Origin of the sequence: Staphylococcus sp. McC-251-APC-3A2 (assembly GCF_009695665.1) — a bacterium.
Lineage (GTDB): Bacteria > Bacillota > Bacilli > Staphylococcales > Staphylococcaceae > Staphylococcus > Staphylococcus cohnii.
In genome coordinates, this window is sequence record NZ_VUNO01000001.1 from 686,798 (window position 1) to 706,512 (window position 19,715).

The 19,715-nt window shown below is 32.6% G+C and carries 20 protein-coding genes and 1 tRNA gene; 1 reads left to right on the plus strand and 20 read right to left on the minus strand.

The features are described 5' to 3' along the window. Nucleotides 1-7: 7 nt before the first annotated feature. The 9 genes from ftsA to bshC form a co-directional block, all read right to left on the minus strand. Nucleotides 8-1,420: a cell division protein FtsA gene (ftsA, locus tag FYJ81_RS03330; RefSeq protein WP_107383717.1), complete on the minus strand. Its 1,413-nt coding sequence runs from the start codon at nt 1,418-1,420 to the stop codon at nt 8-10. A gap of 105 nt (nt 1,421-1,525) precedes the next feature. After that, the gene (locus FYJ81_RS03335; protein WP_154409300.1) at nt 1,526-2,416 is read right to left on the minus strand and encodes a cell division protein FtsQ/DivIB; all 891 of its coding nucleotides are present in this window, start codon (nt 2,414-2,416) and stop codon (nt 1,526-1,528) included. Between the two features lie 14 nt (nt 2,417-2,430). Next, entirely contained in the window at nt 2,431-3,780 is a 1,350-nt protein-coding gene (gene murD / locus FYJ81_RS03340; protein ID WP_107383715.1) for a UDP-N-acetylmuramoyl-L-alanine--D-glutamate ligase, read from the minus strand. Nucleotide 3,781: 1 nt separating this feature from the next. Next, the gene (mraY, locus tag FYJ81_RS03345) at nt 3,782-4,747 is read right to left on the minus strand and encodes a phospho-N-acetylmuramoyl-pentapeptide-transferase (RefSeq protein ID WP_107383714.1); all 966 of its coding nucleotides are present in this window, start codon (nt 4,745-4,747) and stop codon (nt 3,782-3,784) included. Nucleotides 4,748-4,949: 202 nt separating this feature from the next. Next, on the minus strand, nt 4,950-7,232 hold the full coding sequence (locus FYJ81_RS03350; protein ID WP_154409301.1) for a penicillin-binding protein: 2,283 nt from the start codon (nt 7,230-7,232) through the stop codon (nt 4,950-4,952). Beyond that, on the minus strand, nt 7,213-7,617 hold the full coding sequence (gene ftsL, locus FYJ81_RS03355; protein ID WP_019469309.1) for a cell division protein FtsL: 405 nt from the start codon (nt 7,615-7,617) through the stop codon (nt 7,213-7,215). The genes FYJ81_RS03350 and ftsL overlap by 20 nt, the downstream gene beginning before the upstream one ends. A gap of 14 nt (nt 7,618-7,631) precedes the next feature. Further along, nucleotides 7,632-8,567, minus strand: coding sequence for a 16S rRNA (cytosine(1402)-N(4))-methyltransferase RsmH (gene rsmH / locus FYJ81_RS03360; RefSeq protein ID WP_107383712.1), 936 nt, complete (start codon nt 8,565-8,567; stop codon nt 7,632-7,634). Nucleotides 8,568-8,581: 14 nt separating this feature from the next. After that, entirely contained in the window at nt 8,582-9,013 is a 432-nt protein-coding gene (gene mraZ / locus FYJ81_RS03365; RefSeq protein ID WP_046208714.1) for a division/cell wall cluster transcriptional repressor MraZ, read from the minus strand. 149 nt (nt 9,014-9,162) lie between these two features. Then, nucleotides 9,163-10,776, minus strand: a complete 1,614-nt coding sequence (bshC, locus tag FYJ81_RS03370; RefSeq protein WP_154409302.1) for a bacillithiol biosynthesis cysteine-adding enzyme BshC — start codon at nt 10,774-10,776, stop codon at nt 9,163-9,165. 276 nt (nt 10,777-11,052) lie between these two features. On the opposite strand from bshC, the gene FYJ81_RS03375 reads away from it, so the two are divergent. Further along, on the plus strand, nt 11,053-11,493 hold the full coding sequence (locus tag FYJ81_RS03375) for an N-acetyltransferase (RefSeq protein WP_107383710.1): 441 nt from the start codon (nt 11,053-11,055) through the stop codon (nt 11,491-11,493). Nucleotides 11,494-11,649: 156 nt separating this feature from the next. Here the strand turns inward: FYJ81_RS03375 and FYJ81_RS03380 are convergent, their stop codons facing one another. The 11 genes from FYJ81_RS03380 to FYJ81_RS03430 all read right to left on the minus strand — a co-directional run bounded on the left by FYJ81_RS03380 (nt 11,650) and on the right by FYJ81_RS03430 (nt 19,604). Then, nucleotides 11,650-12,336: a YjjG family noncanonical pyrimidine nucleotidase gene (locus tag FYJ81_RS03380; protein WP_119536062.1), complete on the minus strand. Its 687-nt coding sequence runs from the start codon at nt 12,334-12,336 to the stop codon at nt 11,650-11,652. A gap of 167 nt (nt 12,337-12,503) precedes the next feature. Next, the gene (locus FYJ81_RS03385) at nt 12,504-12,638 is read right to left on the minus strand and encodes a beta-class phenol-soluble modulin (protein WP_154409303.1); all 135 of its coding nucleotides are present in this window, start codon (nt 12,636-12,638) and stop codon (nt 12,504-12,506) included. Between the two features lie 47 nt (nt 12,639-12,685). Continuing rightward, complete coding sequence (locus FYJ81_RS03390; protein WP_046208718.1) at nt 12,686-12,820, minus strand: beta-class phenol-soluble modulin; 135 nt, start codon at nt 12,818-12,820, stop codon at nt 12,686-12,688. Nucleotides 12,821-12,850: 30 nt separating this feature from the next. After that, complete coding sequence (locus FYJ81_RS03395; RefSeq protein WP_019469301.1) at nt 12,851-12,985, minus strand: beta-class phenol-soluble modulin; 135 nt, start codon at nt 12,983-12,985, stop codon at nt 12,851-12,853. Between the two features lie 869 nt (nt 12,986-13,854). Beyond that, nucleotides 13,855-13,928: transfer RNA gene (locus tag FYJ81_RS03400), tRNA-Arg, on the minus strand. Between the two features lie 276 nt (nt 13,929-14,204). Then, a complete protein-coding gene (locus FYJ81_RS03405; protein WP_107383708.1) occupies nt 14,205-14,714 on the minus strand; it encodes a YfcE family phosphodiesterase in 510 nt (169 codons plus the stop codon). Continuing rightward, nucleotides 14,714-15,295, minus strand: coding sequence for an XTP/dITP diphosphatase (locus FYJ81_RS03410; RefSeq protein WP_107383707.1), 582 nt, complete (start codon nt 15,293-15,295; stop codon nt 14,714-14,716). The genes FYJ81_RS03405 and FYJ81_RS03410 overlap by 1 nt, the downstream gene beginning before the upstream one ends. Before the next feature lie 15 nt (nt 15,296-15,310). Next, nucleotides 15,311-16,105, minus strand: coding sequence for a glutamate racemase (racE, locus tag FYJ81_RS03415; protein ID WP_107383706.1), 795 nt, complete (start codon nt 16,103-16,105; stop codon nt 15,311-15,313). Nucleotides 16,106-16,362: 257 nt separating this feature from the next. Next, entirely contained in the window at nt 16,363-17,187 is an 825-nt protein-coding gene (sdhB, locus tag FYJ81_RS03420) for a succinate dehydrogenase iron-sulfur subunit (protein ID WP_107383705.1), read from the minus strand. A 1-nt stretch (nt 17,188) separates the two neighbouring features. After that, complete coding sequence (sdhA, locus tag FYJ81_RS03425) at nt 17,189-18,952, minus strand: succinate dehydrogenase flavoprotein subunit (RefSeq protein WP_107383704.1); 1,764 nt, start codon at nt 18,950-18,952, stop codon at nt 17,189-17,191. A 40-nt stretch (nt 18,953-18,992) separates the two neighbouring features. Next, nucleotides 18,993-19,604 carry a succinate dehydrogenase cytochrome b558 subunit gene (locus FYJ81_RS03430; protein WP_107383703.1) on the minus strand — a complete coding sequence of 204 codons (612 nt, stop codon included), beginning with the start codon at nt 19,602-19,604 and terminating at the stop codon, nt 18,993-18,995. Nucleotides 19,605-19,715 lie beyond the last annotated feature (111 nt).

Below are 19,715 nucleotides of genomic sequence, written 5' to 3' on the forward strand. Positions count from 1 at the left end.
TGGCCAATCAATCGAATAGAGATTTCATAAGTTTCTTGAACTTACTTTCTTCTTTGTCTTGAGGTTTACTTTCTTCTTCATGTTCTTGTTCTATGTTGTCTTCATGTTCGTATGCCTCAGACGCTTCTGGTTCTTCTATATCAGAAGTTGATGTATGTGGCTCTTCTTGTTTGTTTGATTTCTTTTTGAACCAATCAAATCCGCTTGACTTCGTACTATTTTCTCGATCATTTGATTCTATGACTTCTTCTTCAAATTCTTCACTGTCATGATTATTAATTGTAACATAATCTAGTAATTCGTCGAAAGTAATGCTACTAGAAATCGTTGAAATCGCTGAAGAAAACTCTGGTTTTCTTATGCCCATTTGTGATGGTGTATGAATTCTTACTTTTTCACTTACCATATCTTGAAGCAATTCTTTAACGCCTAGTAAATTAGCTGAACCACCAGTTACAACGAAACCTCCATTTACCTTTGTAAGACCTAACTCTTGTAATACATCAAACACATTAAAGAATATATCTTCCACACGTGCTTCTATTACATCTGCTAAATCTTTTTGAGTAAATTGCGCTTCTTCTTCACTATTTACTTGGTCAATAGTGAATACATCATGATCAGACGCTGAATCAAAGAAAGCGTGACCATATTGATGTTTAATTTTTTCAGCCGTTTCATATGATGTATTTAAACCTTTTGCAATATCTTCTGTTATATCTCTACCAGCCATTTCTATAGCATCAGCATCTACGAGCTCTCCTCTTTCGTAAAATGCTAATTGTGTTATATCTTCACCTATATCAATGATGCATGCGCCAAGTTCTTTCTCCGTTGCTGAAAGTACTGATCCATAGTTATATGCATCAGAATAAACATCTAACACGTCTACACCACAAGATTCTACACATTTAATCATGTTTATTAAGATTGATTTTTGAATTGCAATGACACCAGCTTCTACTTTCAAACTGTGTCTAGCAATGAGTTCTTTAGGATCTGACACTTCATTTTCGCCATCTACAACAAATTTAATTGGGAAAGCGTTTATTATTTCTGTTTCGGGTACATCATTTTTTTCACGTATACCTTCCAGTACACTTTCAATGTGTGTACCATCTAGTTCAGTATCTTCATAAAATTCAATTTCATTTGATTCATCAAATACCTCAGTACCGATAATTGGAAGTTTTAAAAACACTTCTTTAACATCGACGCCTGATGCAATAGAGGCTTTTTTGATTGTATCTTTAACCGCTTGTTTTGCGATGTCGAAATCATCAATAAGACCATTTTTTATACCACTTGTGTAGGTCTGTCCTGTACCTATCACATTTATTCCATTGTGAAATTTTTCGCCCACTATCGCTTTAACACTTGACGAACCGATATCTATACTTACATAATAATGCTCTTCCATAGATAGGCACCTCCTGACAATTACTTATTCATGTTCACACTATTAACAGTTTACAATACGTTTTGACGCTTGTGAACTATAAACACATGTATTTGTCTAAATTTTTTAATTATTTTTGTCTGATTCTTTATTTATCTTATTTAATGCACTTTGTAACTCGTCTTTAGCTTTATCTTCCTCTGTATTTCCTTTATCAACATTTTGATCACTTGTTGATTTAGTCGTACTTCCACCACTATAAGGAATGAAAGAAGCGCCAACTGACAAATCAATGTAACCTGATTTTTTTAAACTTCCTGATTCATCACGTTCTAATGATTGTGACATTTGAGGATAATACTTCATCTTATTGGCAATAGTATTTAAATTACCTACAATTTGAATCTCATCTGTCGTAAATAATTTGATTTGATTTTGTAAATTTTCTTGTGGATCATATTGCACTTCTGCAATCATACCTCGAACTTTTGCAGGCATTTTTGATAATTCTTGTATCATTTTTTCTTTTTTCTCTTTTTTGAATCCTTCTAGTACGGGACCGTCATCTGTCACATTACTTTCTTCATAATTTTCTAACTCTGTGCCATCTTCAAGAATGGGTACATAATCATCTTTCTTTTTAACTAAACCAACAATTTGACTTTCTGTCACTTTAACATTCAACTTATTCGGTAATACTTTAGTCACTTCTGCATGTTTTATTAATTTATTCTTTTTTAAATTCTTAACAGCTGTTGAAGTACTATAGGTATACATTCTTGAATCATCTTTCACATTGATAGCTTTTTTAATAGAAGTTTTAGATACATTATCATTACCTTCAATGGTCACTGTGTTGATTTTACTTAATGGTGTGAACATATAAATAAGAATCAGCAAAATAATAAATAACAAAATACCGAAAATCTCGTATTGGATTTGTTTTTGTTTTTTACGTCGCTTTGCACGTTTCTCTTTTAAATATTCAGAATCAAATTCACTAACTTTATCTGACATTTATTTCACAACCTTTAAAGTGAAGGTAAATGCGCTTGGAAACTCTTAATAAACTTATTCCCGCGCTCTTCGAATGTATTGTATTGATCCCAACTTGCACAAGCTGGCGATAATAACACAACGTCATTAGGCTCAATAATTGATTGTACTTTATCGACTGCATCTTCTACATCAGTAGCCTTTATTACATATTTGCCTTGATTCTCGCCTAATTTCACAAATTTATCTTGTGTTTCACCAAAAGTTACCATCACTCTGACGTTATTCATATATGGAATCAATTCATCAAATCCATTTCCTCTGTCTAAACCGCCACACAACCAAATAATAGGTTGTTTAAATGAATTAAGCGCAAATTGAGTTGCTAAAGTATTAGTAGCCTTAGAGTCATTGTAGTACTTATTGGTTTTATTTGATCCTACATATTGAAGCCTATGTTCTATGCCTGAAAATGTTGACAAACTATCTATAATTGCTCTTACAGAAATACCTGCTAATAATGCAGCTAACACGGCAGCAAGTATGTTTTCTAAATTGTGTTCACCAGGTAGTACTAAGTCATCTTTATGAATAAGTCGGAAACCTTTAAATGTAATATAATCATCTTTTACGTAGATACCATCAACCTCTTGCTGTGTTGAAAAATAATATACTTTTGCTGTTAAAGACTCAGATTCAATCAAATGGCGTTGATGATAATTACATATTAAGTAATCATCTTCTGTTTGATTTTTATATATTTGTTTTTTGGCATTTTGATAATTCTCTAAATTTTCATGATAATCCAAATGTGCCGAATAAATATTTGTAATAATTGAGATATGTGGTTTATATTTATCAATCCCTAGTAATTGAAATGAAGATAATTCAGTTATAAGGTAATCCTCTTCATCTACTTCTTGTGCCACTTTTGAAGCAACATAACCTATATTGCCAGATAATTTACCAGTAATTCTACTTTTTTTAAACATGTCTCCAATTAATGAAGTTACCGTTGTTTTTCCATTTGTACCTGTCACACCAATAATAGGTGCTTTTGAAACTAAATAACTTAATTCCACTTCAGTAAGTATTTGTAGTCCTCGGCGTTCCGCTTCTTGAATCAACGGAACAGTATAGGGTATGCCAGGGTTTTTAAAAATGAGTGGATCATTATCAAGTAAAGAAAATGGGTGCTCCCCACCAACAACTTTGACACCCATATTTTCTAAATCAATTGCATGTGCATCTCGACTTAAATCCTTGCCGTCGTTGACAACGACATTTGCGCCAAGTTTTTGTAATAATTTCGCTGCTTCATATCCGCTTTTTGCTAATCCTATTACTAATACATCTTTATTTTCTAAACCTGTATATTTCAGCAATTTAATTCACTCCAATCCATAAGCCAATAAGACCTGAAATAATACCAACTGTCCAAAATACAGTAACAACTTTTCGTTCATTCCAGCCGACTAACTCAAAATGGTGATGTAGTGGTGACATTTTGAAAACTCTTTTCCCTGTAAGCTTATATGATGTAACTTGAATCATAACTGATAATGTTTCAGCTACAAATACAAAACCAATAAAAATGAGCGACAATTCTTGGTTTAGCATAATTGAAATCGTGGCAAAGATACCACCTAAAGCTAAGCTGCCTGTATCTCCCATAAATACCTTTGCAGGATTTAAATTAAACGGTAAGAATCCAAGTAACGCAAAAATCATGATAATACAAAACAAACCAATAGAATTAGCCCCTTGGATATAAGCCATTAATGCATACATAATAAATCCAATAATGGAAAGCCCTGTAGAAAGTCCATCTAATCCATCTGTTAAATTCACTGCATTAGAAAAACCAACTTGCCAAAATACAATGAAAATTACATATGCAATAGATAAAGGTACTTCTAAACCTGTAAATGGAATATGAATGCCAGTTGAAAAGTCTGTTAAATTAAACACTTGGCTTAATATGAAGAAAATAACCGCAATAGCGATTTGAGCAAGAAATTTTTGTTTACTCGTTAAACCTTGATTATTTTTTTTAACAACAATGATGTAGTCATCTATAAAACCAATTAACCCAAAACCAATCGTCACAAACAATAATAATATAATTGGATTCGCATTATCCATAAAAATAATAGCTAATATTGAAGTGATAATAATACTAAGTAGGAAAGTTAACCCACCCATAGTTGGTGTACCTGTTTTTTTCATATGACTTTGAGGGCCTTCTTCTCTTATACTTTGTCCGAATTTCATTCTTTTTAGTGTTGGTATCAATACAGGGACTAATATAAATGTTATTAGTAATGCAATGATCGCTAGTAAATAAACCATATTATGCTCCTTTAATATTAAATTGGATTAATGTCGTTAATGCTAGGTGCAACTTATAAATCATATGTAACGAGGCAGTATTTATGTTTTAAATCTACAAAATTATATTTTGTACTAAACATTTAAATTACTACCTCGCATCAATTTCAAATTATACATTTTAACATGTTTTACCATTGACGTCAGAAATAAAATAATTTATTTATTCACTTTGTTTGTCACTACTTGAATCTGAGTTGTTATCATCATTTTTGTCAGTATCGTCTTTGGATGATTCCTTTTCTTTAGATGACGTGGTTGATGATTCACCATTAATCGCTTCAGCAGATAACGTCACTTCTACTTTATCTTTTTTGTCAATTTTTTGTCCTTTATTAACAGATTGATTAGAAACAAAACCACTACCTTTTGTAGTCACTTTTGTTTGAGTCAATGTTTCAAAGGCAATTACTTCTTCTTTTGTCCAACCAGTCATGTCAGGCATTGTTATATCCCCATCTGTCAATAGGAGTACCTTACTATTTGGAAGCACTTCTTTATCAGGTGATACTGATTGTTTTACCACTTTATCTCCACTTCCTATGACTATTGGATCAAGAGATTTACTATTCACCTTATCTTGTGCTTTTTGCGTCTCTTGACCTTGAACATCTGGTACTTTACTATACTTCACATCAGATTTATCTTTAGAATTTTTATCTCCAACATTTAAGTATTTTAACGTATTTTCCATAATAGGTTTAAACGCTTTACTTACACCCATTTCGTAGGCTTCTTGATCATTTTTTTGTGCTAAACTCATACCAGCATAAACAATTACTTCTGGATCATCTTTAGGTGCGTCACCAATAAAGCTTACAAAATATGGATTTTCACCTTGAACATAACCACCATTATCAGAGTCAGCAACTTGTGCTGTACCTGTTTTACCGGCTACGTCATAACCATCAATTTGATAGTTTTTAGCGTGACTGTCTTCACTGTTTACAACTTTATCTAATTCGGTACGAACTTTCTTAGCAGTGTCTTTAGTAATTGGTTTTCCTGCAAACTCTTTTTTACCTTTATAAAATGTATCATCAGTAACAGGATTGCTCACGCTATCCACAAACCATGGTTGCAACATTTTACCTTCATTATTAAAAGCTGATTGCGCTCTTAGCATTTGAACTGGTGTTACGGTTGTAGATTGACCAAATGAAGATGTTTTTTGCTGTGCTTCATTATCCCAGGCAATACCACCTGTAGATTCACCATCAAACATACTATCGGTAGATTTACCAAAACCAAATTTTTCATACCATTCTTTCATCTTATCTGAACCAACTAAATCTTGTAAGTGCATCATTAAAGTATTTGAAGAATATGTGAAACCAGTAGACATTGAGATTTCTCCCCAACCTACTTTATTCCAGTCAGATATTTTAGATCCCATAACTTCTCTAGGTTCAGCAGTGTATTTTTTATCCGGTTTAAATTCACCTTCTTGAATTGCAGCCGCTAGTCCATAAGACTTAAAAGTTGATCCTGGTTCATAAGTGTTTTGATATAGATCGTTTGCCCATTTTTTACCAAAATTTTCACCAGTTTCTGGGTTGAATGTTGGCCTTTGACTAAACGCCAAGATTTCTCCAGTTTTAGCATCCATAACTACGGCAAACAAATCTTTTGGTTTATAATGTTCAACCATGCCATCTAACGCTTCTTCAACGAAAACTTGTATGTTTAAATCAAGGGTTAAATGTACGTCATCTCCACGTTTAGGTACTTTTTCTTTTTTGGTATTTGGTGCAATATAGCCCCAAATATCATGAATATATGATAATGCACCTTTTTGACCTGAAAGATAGCTATCAAATATCTTTTCAACGCCTAAAGCACCCTTTAATTCTCCACTATCAGGATCTTTTTGTGCAATTCCTATCAAATGAGATGCGAAGTTTCCATTAGGATAAAATCTTTCAGTTTCTGGATATAACGTCACACCAGGAAGGTTCATTTTTTCAATTTTTTCTTTCTCTTGATACGTTAAATCTGTACCTTTTTGACCAAATTCAACTTGAAAGGCTTTTTTATTATCCAGTTTTTTTTCAATTTCTTTTGCTGACATATCAATCACAGTTGCAAGTTTTTTGGCAGTTTCTTTTTTGTCTGTCACATGCTTAGGTTTATCGCTACCTTCACTTGCTTTTTTATCTACAACTGCCACAACTTTATAACGTTCCACATCTTCAGCTAAGACTTTGCCATTTCTGTCATAAATCTTACCTCTTTCTGGTTGTTGTTGTGTATTTACTAAGTACTTTTCATTCGCTTTCATAATTAAATCTTCACCAGAAGAGTGTCCTGTCAACATAATATACGAGTATCTTAAAACCAACGTAAAAAAGAGCAGTCCAAATCCAAGGATGAGTAGGACTGCCCCTATTTTACTTTTTTTAATTGAAAACTTCGGTTTTTTTAATTTAATTCTTCGCTTCGCCATTATTACGCACTACCTTTACATTATCGTTCTTAAGGCTCATTCCATCTTTTTTGGCCTTATCGTAAATGCGTTCATATGAGGAGTTCTTTTTAATTTCAGATTTTATTGCGCTGTTTTCACTAGATTGTTTTTCAATTTTTGTATCTAAATCTGCAATTTTTTCTCGAGTTTCATACGCATCCATTTTTAAAGATAGCATATAAATACTTATTAAAGCAATTACTGTTATAAGTCCTATGTATAACATCTTTTCAAACTTAGTTAGCTTGACAATTACTTTACGCTTAACTGTCTGGGGTTGACTCTGGGGATGGGGCGACGGTTGCGTTTGTGGTATATGCTGCTCTGCTCCACTATACGGTTGGTATATTTTCTCTACTGCCACTCAAAAATCACTCCTTATTTTAGTATTTCAGCTATACGTAACTTGGCACTACGCGCTCGATTGTTTTCTTCTAAATCTTCATCTGTAGCAAGGATTGGTTTTCGGTTAACTCGCTTCAATTTAGGTGTATAAGCTTCTGGTATGACAGGTAAACCTCTAGGAACTTCGGGACCTTTTTCATATTCTTGAAACATTTGTTTACATAGCCGATCCTCTAACGAATGGAATGTTATCACAGATATTCTTCCATCCACTTTCACGAGATCAATCGCTTGTTCTAACGAATTTTCAAATGCAGATAATTCATCATTAACTGCAATCCTAATTGCTTGGAAAATTCTTTTAGCAGGATGCCCACCTTTTCTTCTTGCTTTAGCTGGGATACCTTCTTTAATGACATCTACAAGTTCTAAAGTTGTTTCAATTGGCTTTTGTTCTCTATTTTGTTCTATACGTCTTGCAATTTGTTTTGAAAATTTTTCTTCACCATAACGATGAAAAATCCTAACTAATTTTTCAAACGACCATTCATTCACTACTTCATATGCTGATAATGATTGTGTTTGATCCATACGCATATCTAATTTCGCATCATTATGATAACTAAAACCTCTTTCAGGCACGTCTAATTGGGGGCTAGATACACCTAAGTCATAATAAATGCCATCTACTTTTTCAATATTTAAATCATCTAAAATTTCAGTTAATTTTCTAAAGTTGCTGTGAACGAAGGTAACTTTATGTATATGGTCTTTCAATACTTCTTTTGCATTTTCAAGTGCTGTTGTGTCTTGATCAATTGCAATAAGTCTACCTTCGTCTCCAATTTGATTTAATAAATAGAGGGCATGACCTGCTCCACCTAATGTACAGTCGACATATATGCCATCTTCTTTAATATTCAAGTAATCTATAGTTTCTTCTAGCATAACGCTGACATGATGAAACAATTTAACGCCTCCATTTAAAAATCAAAGTCAATTAAGTCTTCGGCAATATCTTCAAAACTATCTTCTGATTCATCATAAAAATCATTCCAAGTTTCTCTATCCCAAATTTCTATGCGATTTGAGACACCTATTACCGTACATTCCTTACTTAAATTGGCATACTTTCTCAAATTCTGAGGAATATTAATACGCCCTTGCTTATCTAATTCTACTTCGACAGCGCCTGAAAAGAACATACGCATAAATTTACGCGCATCTTTTTTTGTCATTGGTAAGGTTTTCATTTTCTCTTCAATTACTTGCCATTCTTCTAAAGTGTAACCAAATAAGCATTTATCAAGGCCTCGGGTAATTATAAAACGCTCATTTAGGTCATAGCGAAATTTGGAAGGAACAATCATACGTCCCTTAGTATCCAATTGATGCTCGTATTCACCCATGAACATTTATAATCACCTCACCTTCTTATATATATAATTTACCACATCTCACCACTATCCTCCACTAATTATACAAATTTCACCAAAATTTCTTGAAATATAGAAAAAAACACCCGATTCATCTTAATGATGAATCGGGTGTTTCCATTGTCGCTCTAAGGTTTTATCAATATATGATCAAATGTGTAAGAAAGTGGTGGATAGGTGGAGGGACTAAACACATCTATCCCAAAATCATTCATAATTTGAAGTGGATTCCATATTCTTTCTTGTAATCCACCCATTGGATGGAGTGTTTTACTTAATATCTCAAAATGTTTCATGCTAATGTCATTTTCTCTTTCGATATTTAATAAGTACCGTTTTAGCAAGTAATCAAATTGTTTTTGATGAATTTCATTATTTTTGTTTAACAATACTTTATTATCATGATTGTCTGTAACTTCTGCTTGAAGAGATTGAAATAAGTCCTTTTGCTGTTCTTTCAGTGTTTCAATTTGTTCTATAAAAGTTTGTGACGCTTTGGATCTAATAAACTGCGCTTTGTCTGCCTCTATTCCTTTTTCAATGATATCATTACGGTTCAATTGATAATGCGTTAATAACTTTTCTATTCTAGCATTTATATAAGTAATTCTTAATCGAGGTAAAACGATAGGCATGTTTACTTCTAATGTTCGAAAAACATCGCTTAATTCTGTCCAATATTTAATTTCACTTGGACCGCCTATAAACGCTACTGTATTAAATAGCCATTCTTCCATTACTGGCCTTGTAACGACATTATTAGAAAATCTTTCTGGTTCTGTTTCTACTATATTAAGAAGTTCTTGTTCCGAAAATGACTTCTCAGATTTATTTAAATAAAATCTCCCATTTTCAAAAGTTAATAGTTGTCTTACACCCTCATCATGCATGAACAAATGCACATTCGTCTCTGTCTGTATCATTTGGTCTAAGCCATCAGCCATTGTTTGAGCTTGCGTTTGTCTAAAGGCATCGTCAACTGAATGATGCTTTTCAATCATGTTTCTGAACATTGGTTTTTCTAATTGACGCAACGCTTTATCATTTGCATCTATCAGTAATAACCCATAATGTTTGAAAACTTCGTGTAATAAAGCTTTAAACATGTCAGTCCAACCATCATAATGATCGATAATATTTCTACACATGTTCAATAGTTTTGAAGAAGCCTCAGTTTCTTTTAGTTCTTTAAAAAATTGATTTAACGCTTTATGTAACGCTTCTTTATCTGGCAAATACTTTGAAACACTAGACTCTGGTGGCGTCATTGTACTATATCTAATTTTTTGTAAAGTTGCCTTGTGCTCATTAAAAACATAAGTATGATTTACTTCATCAAAATCATGATCTTCACCCGCAATCCAAAAAACAGGGACAACGTGCGTATCGTAATCTTTTGATAGTTTTTCACTTAATGTAATAATTGAAAATATTTTATGGAACGTGTATAAGGGCCCACCAAACAAACCAGCTTGTTGGCCTCCGATTACAACTTTCGCACCGTTACTAAGTGCTTTTAAATTGTCATTTTGTTGATGATCTAATGTTAAATCACCCATGTATGCTTCAATGATTTTTGCTAGTGACGCTTCTCTTCCGTTATTTTCTATAAGTAGTCGTTTTTTGTAATCATGTTCATTCATTGCATCAAGATGATAATATTTAGCTAAAGTTGAATCACTATTTTTAACATTCGATATAAATTGATCTTTTTCATTAAGTTTCGTTGTCATACAATCCATTCGTAATTCTCCTTACGTTACTCTATTCCTATTTAGTATAAAGTTTATGTTCAACATTGACAATTTTACGGCTTATAAATTGATTGGAAATTATTTTAAATATGTATAAACGTCGTTGTCCAATATTCATACAAGTTATCAGCACTTTACATTATATAAAAACAATGAGCAAATTAACATTGTTAATTTTACAAAATGTTTTAAGCATTCATTTTTGTGAAATATCCAATAAAATAAGGTATAATAGTTAGTAATAAAGCAAAGGGGGAAGCTAAAGTGAGTAATGTTAAACGACTAGATATTAATTACAAAACTGACGAATTATTTGAAGATTTTAGAAACTTCGGAAATGAAGATTTATATTTAGTAGATGAATTACGCGGTGAAATGATAGACGCTAGTTCAGACTCACCATTTTTCGGCATATATGTTGGTGATAGGTTAGGCGCTCGTATGGCTTTATACCGAAAAGGAGAAGTTGAAGATGTATATTTCTCAGATTTTAATGATTATAATATTTTATGGAAACTAGAAGTTTTACGTGATTTCCAAGGTCGTGGTTACGGTAAAGCATTGCTAGATTTTGCCAAGGAACAAGGCCAACCTATAAAAGTTATTGCACGTAATCAATCAAAAAATTTCTTTATTAAACATGGATTTAAAGATATTGAACAACAAAATAAAGATGGTCACGATATACTTATTTGGACACCATAATTTTCACATCTAATACATTTAAAATAATGCACTCATTTTTATAATATAGTAGATACTTTATTAATAAAGTAAACTTTTTTTATTTCTTGAATGATCATCAACATAATATGAAGCGTGAATTAAAATCAATTTTTCTGATTATAATTCACGCTTCTTTTATTTTGCTATATCTAACAATTGATCAAGCGATTCGATAGTATAATCCGGATTAATTTCTGTGTCATTTATTTTATTTCTTGGATTAAACCAACATGTTTTTATTGCAGCATTTTTCCCACCTAAAATATCTGATGTTATTGAATCGCCAACAATCATTGCATGGTCTCTTTTATCATGACCAATTTCATTAAAAACAAAATCAAAAAATTCTGGCATCGGTTTTTGATATCCTGTTTGCTCAGATACATAAACACCTTTAAACCAATTCCCCATTTTTGTTTTTGCTATGCGTCTTTCTTGTGTTTCTAAAACACCATTTGTAACAATATATAGATCATGTGTATCTTTGAGCATTCTCAATGTTTCCACCGTGTTCATAAAATACTTTATTGGAGCATTTGCCAGTTCATCACGAAAGATTACGTCCGCTTCTTCTCCATTAACATTGATTTGATGTAACTCAAAATACACTTCAAACCTTTTACTTAAAACTTCAGTTTTTGATAATTGGTTTTGTTGAAATGCTTCCCAATGCGCTTGATTTACAGTCATAAATTGATATAAATCATTTTGGTTTGTCTCTAATTTATATTTTTTTGTAAGTTGGTGAAATGCATATGCTTCTGCATCATGAAAATCAACAATTGTATCGTCAAAATCGATAAGCAAACATCTTTTATTCATAGTATTTTCTAACCCCTTAATGATATCTTTTAATAAACTATATCAGTTATGTCCTCGTCAATGTATAAACATAGCCGAATTTTACTTCATCATACCATATTTCATATCTCGGCAAACAAAAAAAGGCCAAGGTTATTACCTTGGCCAGTCCGTCATAGAAATTTATATTAGAATCCGAATAATTTACTTGCTAAACCTACACCGTTTTCTACGATTTCTACAATACTAGTACCTAATTTAGCACCATCGCCTGCTATGCCAGCTTGTACTGTATCTTTAATTGCATTAAATAAACCTTCCATTATAAACACTCCTCACTATATTTTTAAAATAAGCTAAGTACTCAATTTTAAAATCCGAAAAGTTTACCTAGTAAACCCGCACCACTTGAAACGATATCTACAATACTTGTACCTAATTCTGAACCGTTACCTGATTTTGCCGCTTCAACTGTGTTTGCAATTGCCTCTGCTAATTTAGTCATAATTTATATCTCCTTTATTATTTATTTATATTAGAATCCAAATAATTTACTTGCTAAACCTACACCGTTTTCTACGATACTTACGATACTTGTACCTAATTTAGCACCGTCCCCTGCTATGCCAGCTTGTACTGTATCTTTGATTGCGTTAAATAAACCTTCCATTATAAACACTCCTCATTATATGATAGATGCTTATGACTGTTTTATTATGTTTTAAACGATACTGTTATCTTTTTATTTAATTAAGTATCGTTTGTTATCTATAACTATAAGACATTTACATATAAAATTGTGTTTTATTTCATACTTCATTAAATAATAGTAAAAACTGTAGTGAAAAACACATCATTTTACAGTTTTGAATGCTCAACTGTATTTTGCACAATTCCATGTTATACAACTTAGATGAGAGCCTTTAATTATAATATATATACAATTAAACTTACCGAATAATTTAATGCTAATTAAGCTTGCTATGTAATATATCAATGTTTTTAATACGAAAGGTTTTTATTAATTTTATAAATAACATTAAAAATGCGCCACTTCAAATTGAAGTAGCGCAAACGCAAAATAATCATTAAGTTATATATTACCTTATAGTTATATATTAAATACCACTTATTGTTAGACTGAAACATATGTTAATGTCTCAATTATCTATAAATAATTTCAGCATCTTACAAATTTAGATGATTAAGCATTAAATGACAATGTATTTTAATTGTTATAGCCTAATGAGCAAGGGAAAGTTTAAATTCACTATATAAAATAATACTTTTTGACATCATTTTCATATATTATAATGATCATTCACTTTATTCAATATTCAATATCCAATTTCATCTGTAAACTTAGTTTTGCAATGTGCTAATTAACTATATTATGACTTTAATAAACAGTATGTTTGTATCCACTATGTGTGTCAACTATATGTAAATAAAATTTAAAGCAAAATAAAAAGACTGCTGATATATCAGCAGTCTAGTCAGTAAATGCATAAATTAATTTATGTATTTTAACGCTTTTAGTGTCCTGGGAGGGATTCGAACCCCCGACCGATGGCTTAGAAGGCCATTGCTCTATCCAGCTGAGCTACCAGGACATTATCTTTTGAACACAAGAATAATTATATCTAACTTGCACTGATAAAGCAATACTCTATCCCTTAAAAATAAATATGATTTTTCACTATTGTAAACTTTTTATCATAATATTGCTAATTTATTTAAATTCTTTAAATTGAGGAATTCATTAACGTTAGCGTTATTTTTACAACTTTATAACGCTTAATTATTTGTTGCATCTAACTATTTATAGAAATAAGAGGATGAAGCTACGATTAAATTGTTTCTAAACGTAGCTAGACCCTTCATCTTTTTTAAATTGTAAAGTTTTCACTGCTGATGATTTCATGATTTCGATTACGGAAATTTAAAATCGCATCTAAACTCGTATCATCAATAAGCAATTCTGCATATGTTTCTTCAATATTACTTCTCGACTGTGAAATACTACCTGGATTTATCACATGCACACCATTTATTGCTTCATGTTTAGCAACATGTGTATGTCCATAAAAGGCAAATTTGCAGTCTGCTGCTTTTGCTTGTTCTGCTAAAGGTATTCTTGTACGATTCACTTGATATAAATGGCCATGAGTTAAAAATGCATTGATACCATTTATATTAAGTGTTTGTTCATTTGGAAACTCAGGGTAAAAATCGGTATTTCCTTTTACTCTATAAAAATGACTGAGTTCACTATCATCATAAGCAAATTCAGAGTCACCTAAATGAATAGCAGCATCTACATGCTCATGTTGATTTATAATATCAAACAACACACCTTGTTCAGTATGATTATCACTAACTATAATCCATTTCGACATTATTGATCACCTTCTAGGTATTGTTGTAGTTGTTCTATTGCTTTACCCCTATGACTAATTTGCCCTTTTTCTTCAGCGGTTAACTGTGCCATTGTTTTATTTTTGTCTTCTACGAAAAAGATAGGATCATATCCAAAGCCATGTTCACCAATTTTATTTAGTGTGATTTCTCCTTGTACAGTTCCTTTAAACTGTACTGTATCTTCACCTGGTGCGCTCATGCTAATAACGCAAACAAATTGTGCACTACGGTCGGTTTCATCACCTAATTTAGTTAAAAGTTTTTCAATATTTGCATTATCATCTTTAGTTTCGCCAGCATAGCGAGCTGAATATATACCAGGTTCACCATCTAACGCAAAAACTTCCAATCCACTATCATCAGCAATAACACGTTTATTTAATGCTTGCGCAGCTGCTTCAGATTTTAGTTTTGCATTTTCTTCAAAAGTGTCACCCGTTTCCTCAACATCAAAACCTTCGATGAGTTCTGATATACCTATAACATTATAATCAGGAAAAATAACTCTAAAATCGTTTATTTTTCCTTTATTATTTGATGCAATAACAATATCTTCCATTATTTACGCCTCACTTTAAACTTCTATTTTTTCAACTGTTGCTTTCATATTTAACCACTCATCAATAATGCGTTCAATATGTTCTGTTTCTCCTGTAGCAAAAAATTTATGTTCGGGTTGCTTTTTATAACCTGCATGCTCGTTACTGAACGTTAATAATGCACTCACTTCTCTCGCTGTTTCTAAACCAGATGAAATAACTACTTTTTCTCCGTGAAAGTAATCATTAATTGGCTGATACAGTAATGGATAATGCGTACATCCTAAAATAACTGTATCTGCTTTGCTGTTTCTCCACTGTTTTAATGTTTGATGTATAACAATACTCGTAATCGTTGGATCTTTGTATCTCATTTGTTCTACAAGTGGAACAAAGCCTGGGCATGCAACTCCAGATACTTCTACATTTGGATTAATTTGCTTAATATGATGCCTATAGGCCTCTGATTTAATCGTACCTTCTGTACCTAATATTAAAACATTTTGATTTTTTGTTGTCATAATGGCTGTTCTAGCACCTGGTTCTATAACACCAATAACAGGTATCGCTAATAAATTTTGTAAATGTTTTAATGCGACTGCCGTTGCAGTATTACACGCAATCACTAACATCTTGATATCAAACGTCATGAGCTTTTCAGCTAATTCTGTAGTAAATTGTCTTACCTCCGAAGCTTCTCTTGGCCCATAAGGACAACGTTTTATATCTCCTAAATAGTAGATTGTTTCATTTGGTAATTGGCGCATGATTTCTTTAGCTACTGTTAAACCTCCAACGCCAGAGTCAATAACTCCAATTGGTTTCTCCATATATTGTTCATCCTTATATATTTACTTGTCTTTTATTGTAGCATAGCTGTGTTTTCAAAATCATTTTACAAGAACTAAATTTCTAAATAACTGGCATTTCAGATATTAACTTTACAACAGCAGTGATTTAAACGTATTTAATATGAAAAGTACTTTTACTAAACGTCTAATCATGATGTTAAATTTATATCTATACCATATTTCATAAAAAAACTGTCAGCAAAGTTAGTACTTTGTTGACAGTCTTAATATATATATTAATTTACTTGGTGGTCTGAACCAAAGAATGATTTAAACATATGGAAAGAAGTTTCACGGTTTAATGCTGCAATTGATGTCGTTAGAGGAATACCTTTAGGACATGCGTTAACACAGTTTTGTGAGTTACCACACTCTTGTAAACCACCTGCACCCATCAATGCATTTAAACGTTCATCTTTAGTCATTGAACCTGTTGGGTGTAAGTTAAACAATCTAACTTGTGAAATAGCTTGTGCACCAACAAAGTCGTTATTTCTTGTAACGTTTGGACAAACTTCTAAACATACACCACATGTCATACATTTAGATAATTCATATGCTGTTTGACGTTTTTTCTCTGGCATACGAGGCCCTGGTCCAAGATCATACGTACCATCAATCGGTACCCATGCTTTCATACGTTTCAAGTTATCAAACATTCTACTACGATCAACTTGTAAGTCACGAACCACTGGGAATGTACTCATTGGCTCTAATTTAATTGGTTGTTCTAATTGGTCAACAATTGCTGTACAAGATTGTCTCGCTTTGCCGTTGATAACCATAGAACAAGCACCACAAACTTCTTCTAAACAGTTCATATCCCAAATAACAGGTGTTGTTTTCTCACCTTTACTATTAACCGGATTACGTCTAATTTCCATTAAACAAGCAATAACATTTAAATTCTCTTTATAAGGAATTTCAAACTCTTCCTCATAAGGTTTAGATTCTGCATCATCTTGTCGTTTAATGATAAATTTAATTGTTTTTTGATTTTGTTGTTGGCTTTGTTGTTCGTTTTGCGCTTGAGTTTCATTTACTTCTTTAGTATCTGCCATTTTATTTACCTCCTTTAGAACTACTTGAATAGTCACGTTTACGAGGTGGGATTAAACTTACATCTACTGGTTCGTATGTAAATTTAGGCGGTTCTGTTTTTCCTTGATATGATGCTAAAGTCGTTTTCAACCATTCTTCGTCGTTTCTCTCAGGGAATTCAGGTTTATAATGTGCCCCACGAGTCTCATTTCGGTTGTATGCACCGATTGTAATTACACGTGCTAGTACTAACATATTCCATAATTGACGAGTAAAGAAGACTGCTTGGTTACTCCATGTTTGCGTATCTTCAATGTCAATATCTTGATAACGTTCCATCAATTCTAGGATTTTCTTGTCTGTTTCCAATAATGCTTTATTATCACGTACAACAGTAACGTTTGCTGTCATAACTTCACCAAGTTCTCTATGAAGTTTATATGCATTTTCTGTACCATTCATATTCAATAAATTATCGAATTTTTCTTGTTCTTCTTTAACACGTTTTTCATAAATGCTGTCGTCCAAATCAGTATATGATTTTTCAATATTTGCAACATATTCAATTGCATTTGGTCCTGCAACTGTTCCGCCGTAAATAGCAGATAACAATGAATTAGCACCTAAACGGTTACCACCATGTTGTGAGAAATCACACTCACCTGCTGCAAATAAGCCTTTGATATTTGTCATTTGATCATAATCTACATAAAGGCCACCCATTGAATAGTGGACTGCTGGGAAGATTTTCATTGGTACTTTTCTTGGATCGTCACCAGTGAATTTTTCATAAATTTCAATGATGCCACCTAATTTTACATCTAATTCATGCGGATCTTTATGAGAAAGATCAAGGTATACCATGTTTTCACCGTTAATACCTAATTTTTGATTAACACATACATCAAAAATTTCACGTGTTGCAATATCACGAGGTACTAAGTTACCATAATCTGGATATTTTTCTTCTAAGAAGTACCATGGTTTACCATCTTTGTATGTCCAAATACGTCCACCTTCACCACGAGCCGATTCACTCATTAATCGTAGTTTGTCATCGCCAGGGATTGCTGTTGGATGAATTTGAATAAACTCACCATTTGCATAAATTGCTCCTTGTTGGTAAACGATTGATGCAGCAGAACCAGTATTAATCATTGAGTTTGTTGTTTTACCAAATATAATACCTGGACCACCAGTTGCCATAATAACTGCATCTGAACCAAATGATTTTATTTCAGAAGATGTCATATCTTGAGCCACAATACCTCTGGCCATATTGTCATCATCTTTGACAATACCTAAGAATTCCCATCCTTCATATTTTGTAACTAAACCATCCACTTCATAACTACGTACTTGTTCATCTAAGGCATACATTAATTGTTGTCCAGTTGTTGCTCCAGCATATGCCGTTCTGTGATACATCGTACCACCAAAGCGACGGAAATCTAGCAAGCCTTCATTCGTTCTATTAAACATTACACCCATACGATCAAGTAAATGTATAATATTTGGCGCTTCTTCTGCCATTGCTTTTACTGGTGGCTGATTCGCTAAGAAATCTCCACCATAAACTGTGTCATCAAAGTGAACAGCAGGTGAGTCACCTTCACCTTTCGTATTGATTGCTCCGTTTATGCCACCTTGGGCACATACGGAATGTGAACGTTTAACAGGCACTAATGAGAACAAGTCAACGTGTGCGCCTTGTTCTGCTGCTTTAATTGTTGACATCAGACCGGCAAGTCCTCCACCGACAACAATAATTTTCTTCTCTGCCATAAATAGTCACTCCCCTAAATATATCTGAAACATTTTTAAATTATACGAACGCAAGAATAGCACTTATTCCGATATACGAAACTACGATAAATACAACAAGTGATACCCATGTAAAAATCTGTTGTGATCTTTTAGATTGTAAAACACCCCATGTAACTAAAAATGACCATAAGCCATTTGCGAAGTGGAATGTTACAGAAAGTAAACAAATGATATAGAAAATTAACCAACCTGGATTAGATACAATATCATGTACCATATCGAAGTTTACTTCTTGACCTAATGCACGCTGAATACGTGTTTGCCATAAATGTATAGCAACAAAAATAAACGTTACAATACCTGTAATACGTTGCAATAAGAACATCCAATTTCTAAATTGAGAGTAATGTCCTACGTTTTCTTTTGCCGTAAAGGCAATATGTACACCATATACCGCATGATATAGAATTGGAATGTAAATTACGATAAACTCCAATGCAATCAAGAATGGTAAAGATTCCATAAATCCAGCAGCCTTGTTAAACGCCTCAACGCCTTTTGTAGCTTGGTGGTTAACAAGTAGATGCACTAATAAGAATCCACCTATCGGTATTACGCCTAACAAAGAATGTAAGCGTCTTAAATAGAATTGATTTTTCGAATATGCCAAAAGGAAGTCCCCCCTGTGAAACAATTAATTTTTTGGTATCCTTTTTTTAAAGTATAAATGTGATGACACTTATCAACTAAAACTAAACAACAACATGTTATGCAATCGCTT

Coding starts and splice junctions, on each gene's coding strand:
- ftsA (WP_107383717.1), bottom strand. CDS start 1,420: ATGGAAGAGCATTATTATGTAAGTATAGATATCGGTTCGTCAAGTGTT.
- FYJ81_RS03335 (WP_154409300.1), bottom strand. CDS start 2,416: ATGTCAGATAAAGTTAGTGAATTTGATTCTGAATATTTAAAAGAGAAA.
- mraY (WP_107383714.1), bottom strand. CDS start 4,747: ATGGTTTATTTACTAGCGATCATTGCATTACTAATAACATTTATATTA.
- FYJ81_RS03350 (WP_154409301.1), bottom strand. CDS start 7,232: ATGGCGAAGCGAAGAATTAAATTAAAAAAACCGAAGTTTTCAATTAAA.
- mraZ (WP_046208714.1), bottom strand. CDS start 9,013: ATGTTCATGGGTGAATACGAGCATCAATTGGATACTAAGGGACGTATG.
- bshC (WP_154409302.1), bottom strand. CDS start 10,776: ATGGATTGTATGACAACGAAACTTAATGAAAAAGATCAATTTATATCG.
- FYJ81_RS03380 (WP_119536062.1), bottom strand. CDS start 12,336: ATGAATAAAAGATGTTTGCTTATCGATTTTGACGATACAATTGTTGAT.
- FYJ81_RS03385 (WP_154409303.1), bottom strand. CDS start 12,638: ATGGAAGGTTTATTTAATGCAATTAAAGATACAGTACAAGCTGGCATA.
- FYJ81_RS03390 (WP_046208718.1), bottom strand. CDS start 12,820: ATGACTAAATTAGCAGAGGCAATTGCAAACACAGTTGAAGCGGCAAAA.
- FYJ81_RS03395 (WP_019469301.1), bottom strand. CDS start 12,985: ATGGAAGGTTTATTTAACGCAATCAAAGATACAGTACAAGCTGGCATA.
- FYJ81_RS03405 (WP_107383708.1), bottom strand. CDS start 14,714: ATGTCGAAATGGATTATAGTTAGTGATAATCATACTGAACAAGGTGTG.
- FYJ81_RS03410 (WP_107383707.1), bottom strand. CDS start 15,295: ATGGAAGATATTGTTATTGCATCAAATAATAAAGGAAAAATAAACGAT.
- racE (WP_107383706.1), bottom strand. CDS start 16,105: ATGGAGAAACCAATTGGAGTTATTGACTCTGGCGTTGGAGGTTTAACA.
- sdhB (WP_107383705.1), bottom strand. CDS start 17,187: ATGGCAGATACTAAAGAAGTAAATGAAACTCAAGCGCAAAACGAACAA.
- sdhA (WP_107383704.1), bottom strand. CDS start 18,952: ATGGCAGAGAAGAAAATTATTGTTGTCGGTGGAGGACTTGCCGGTCTG.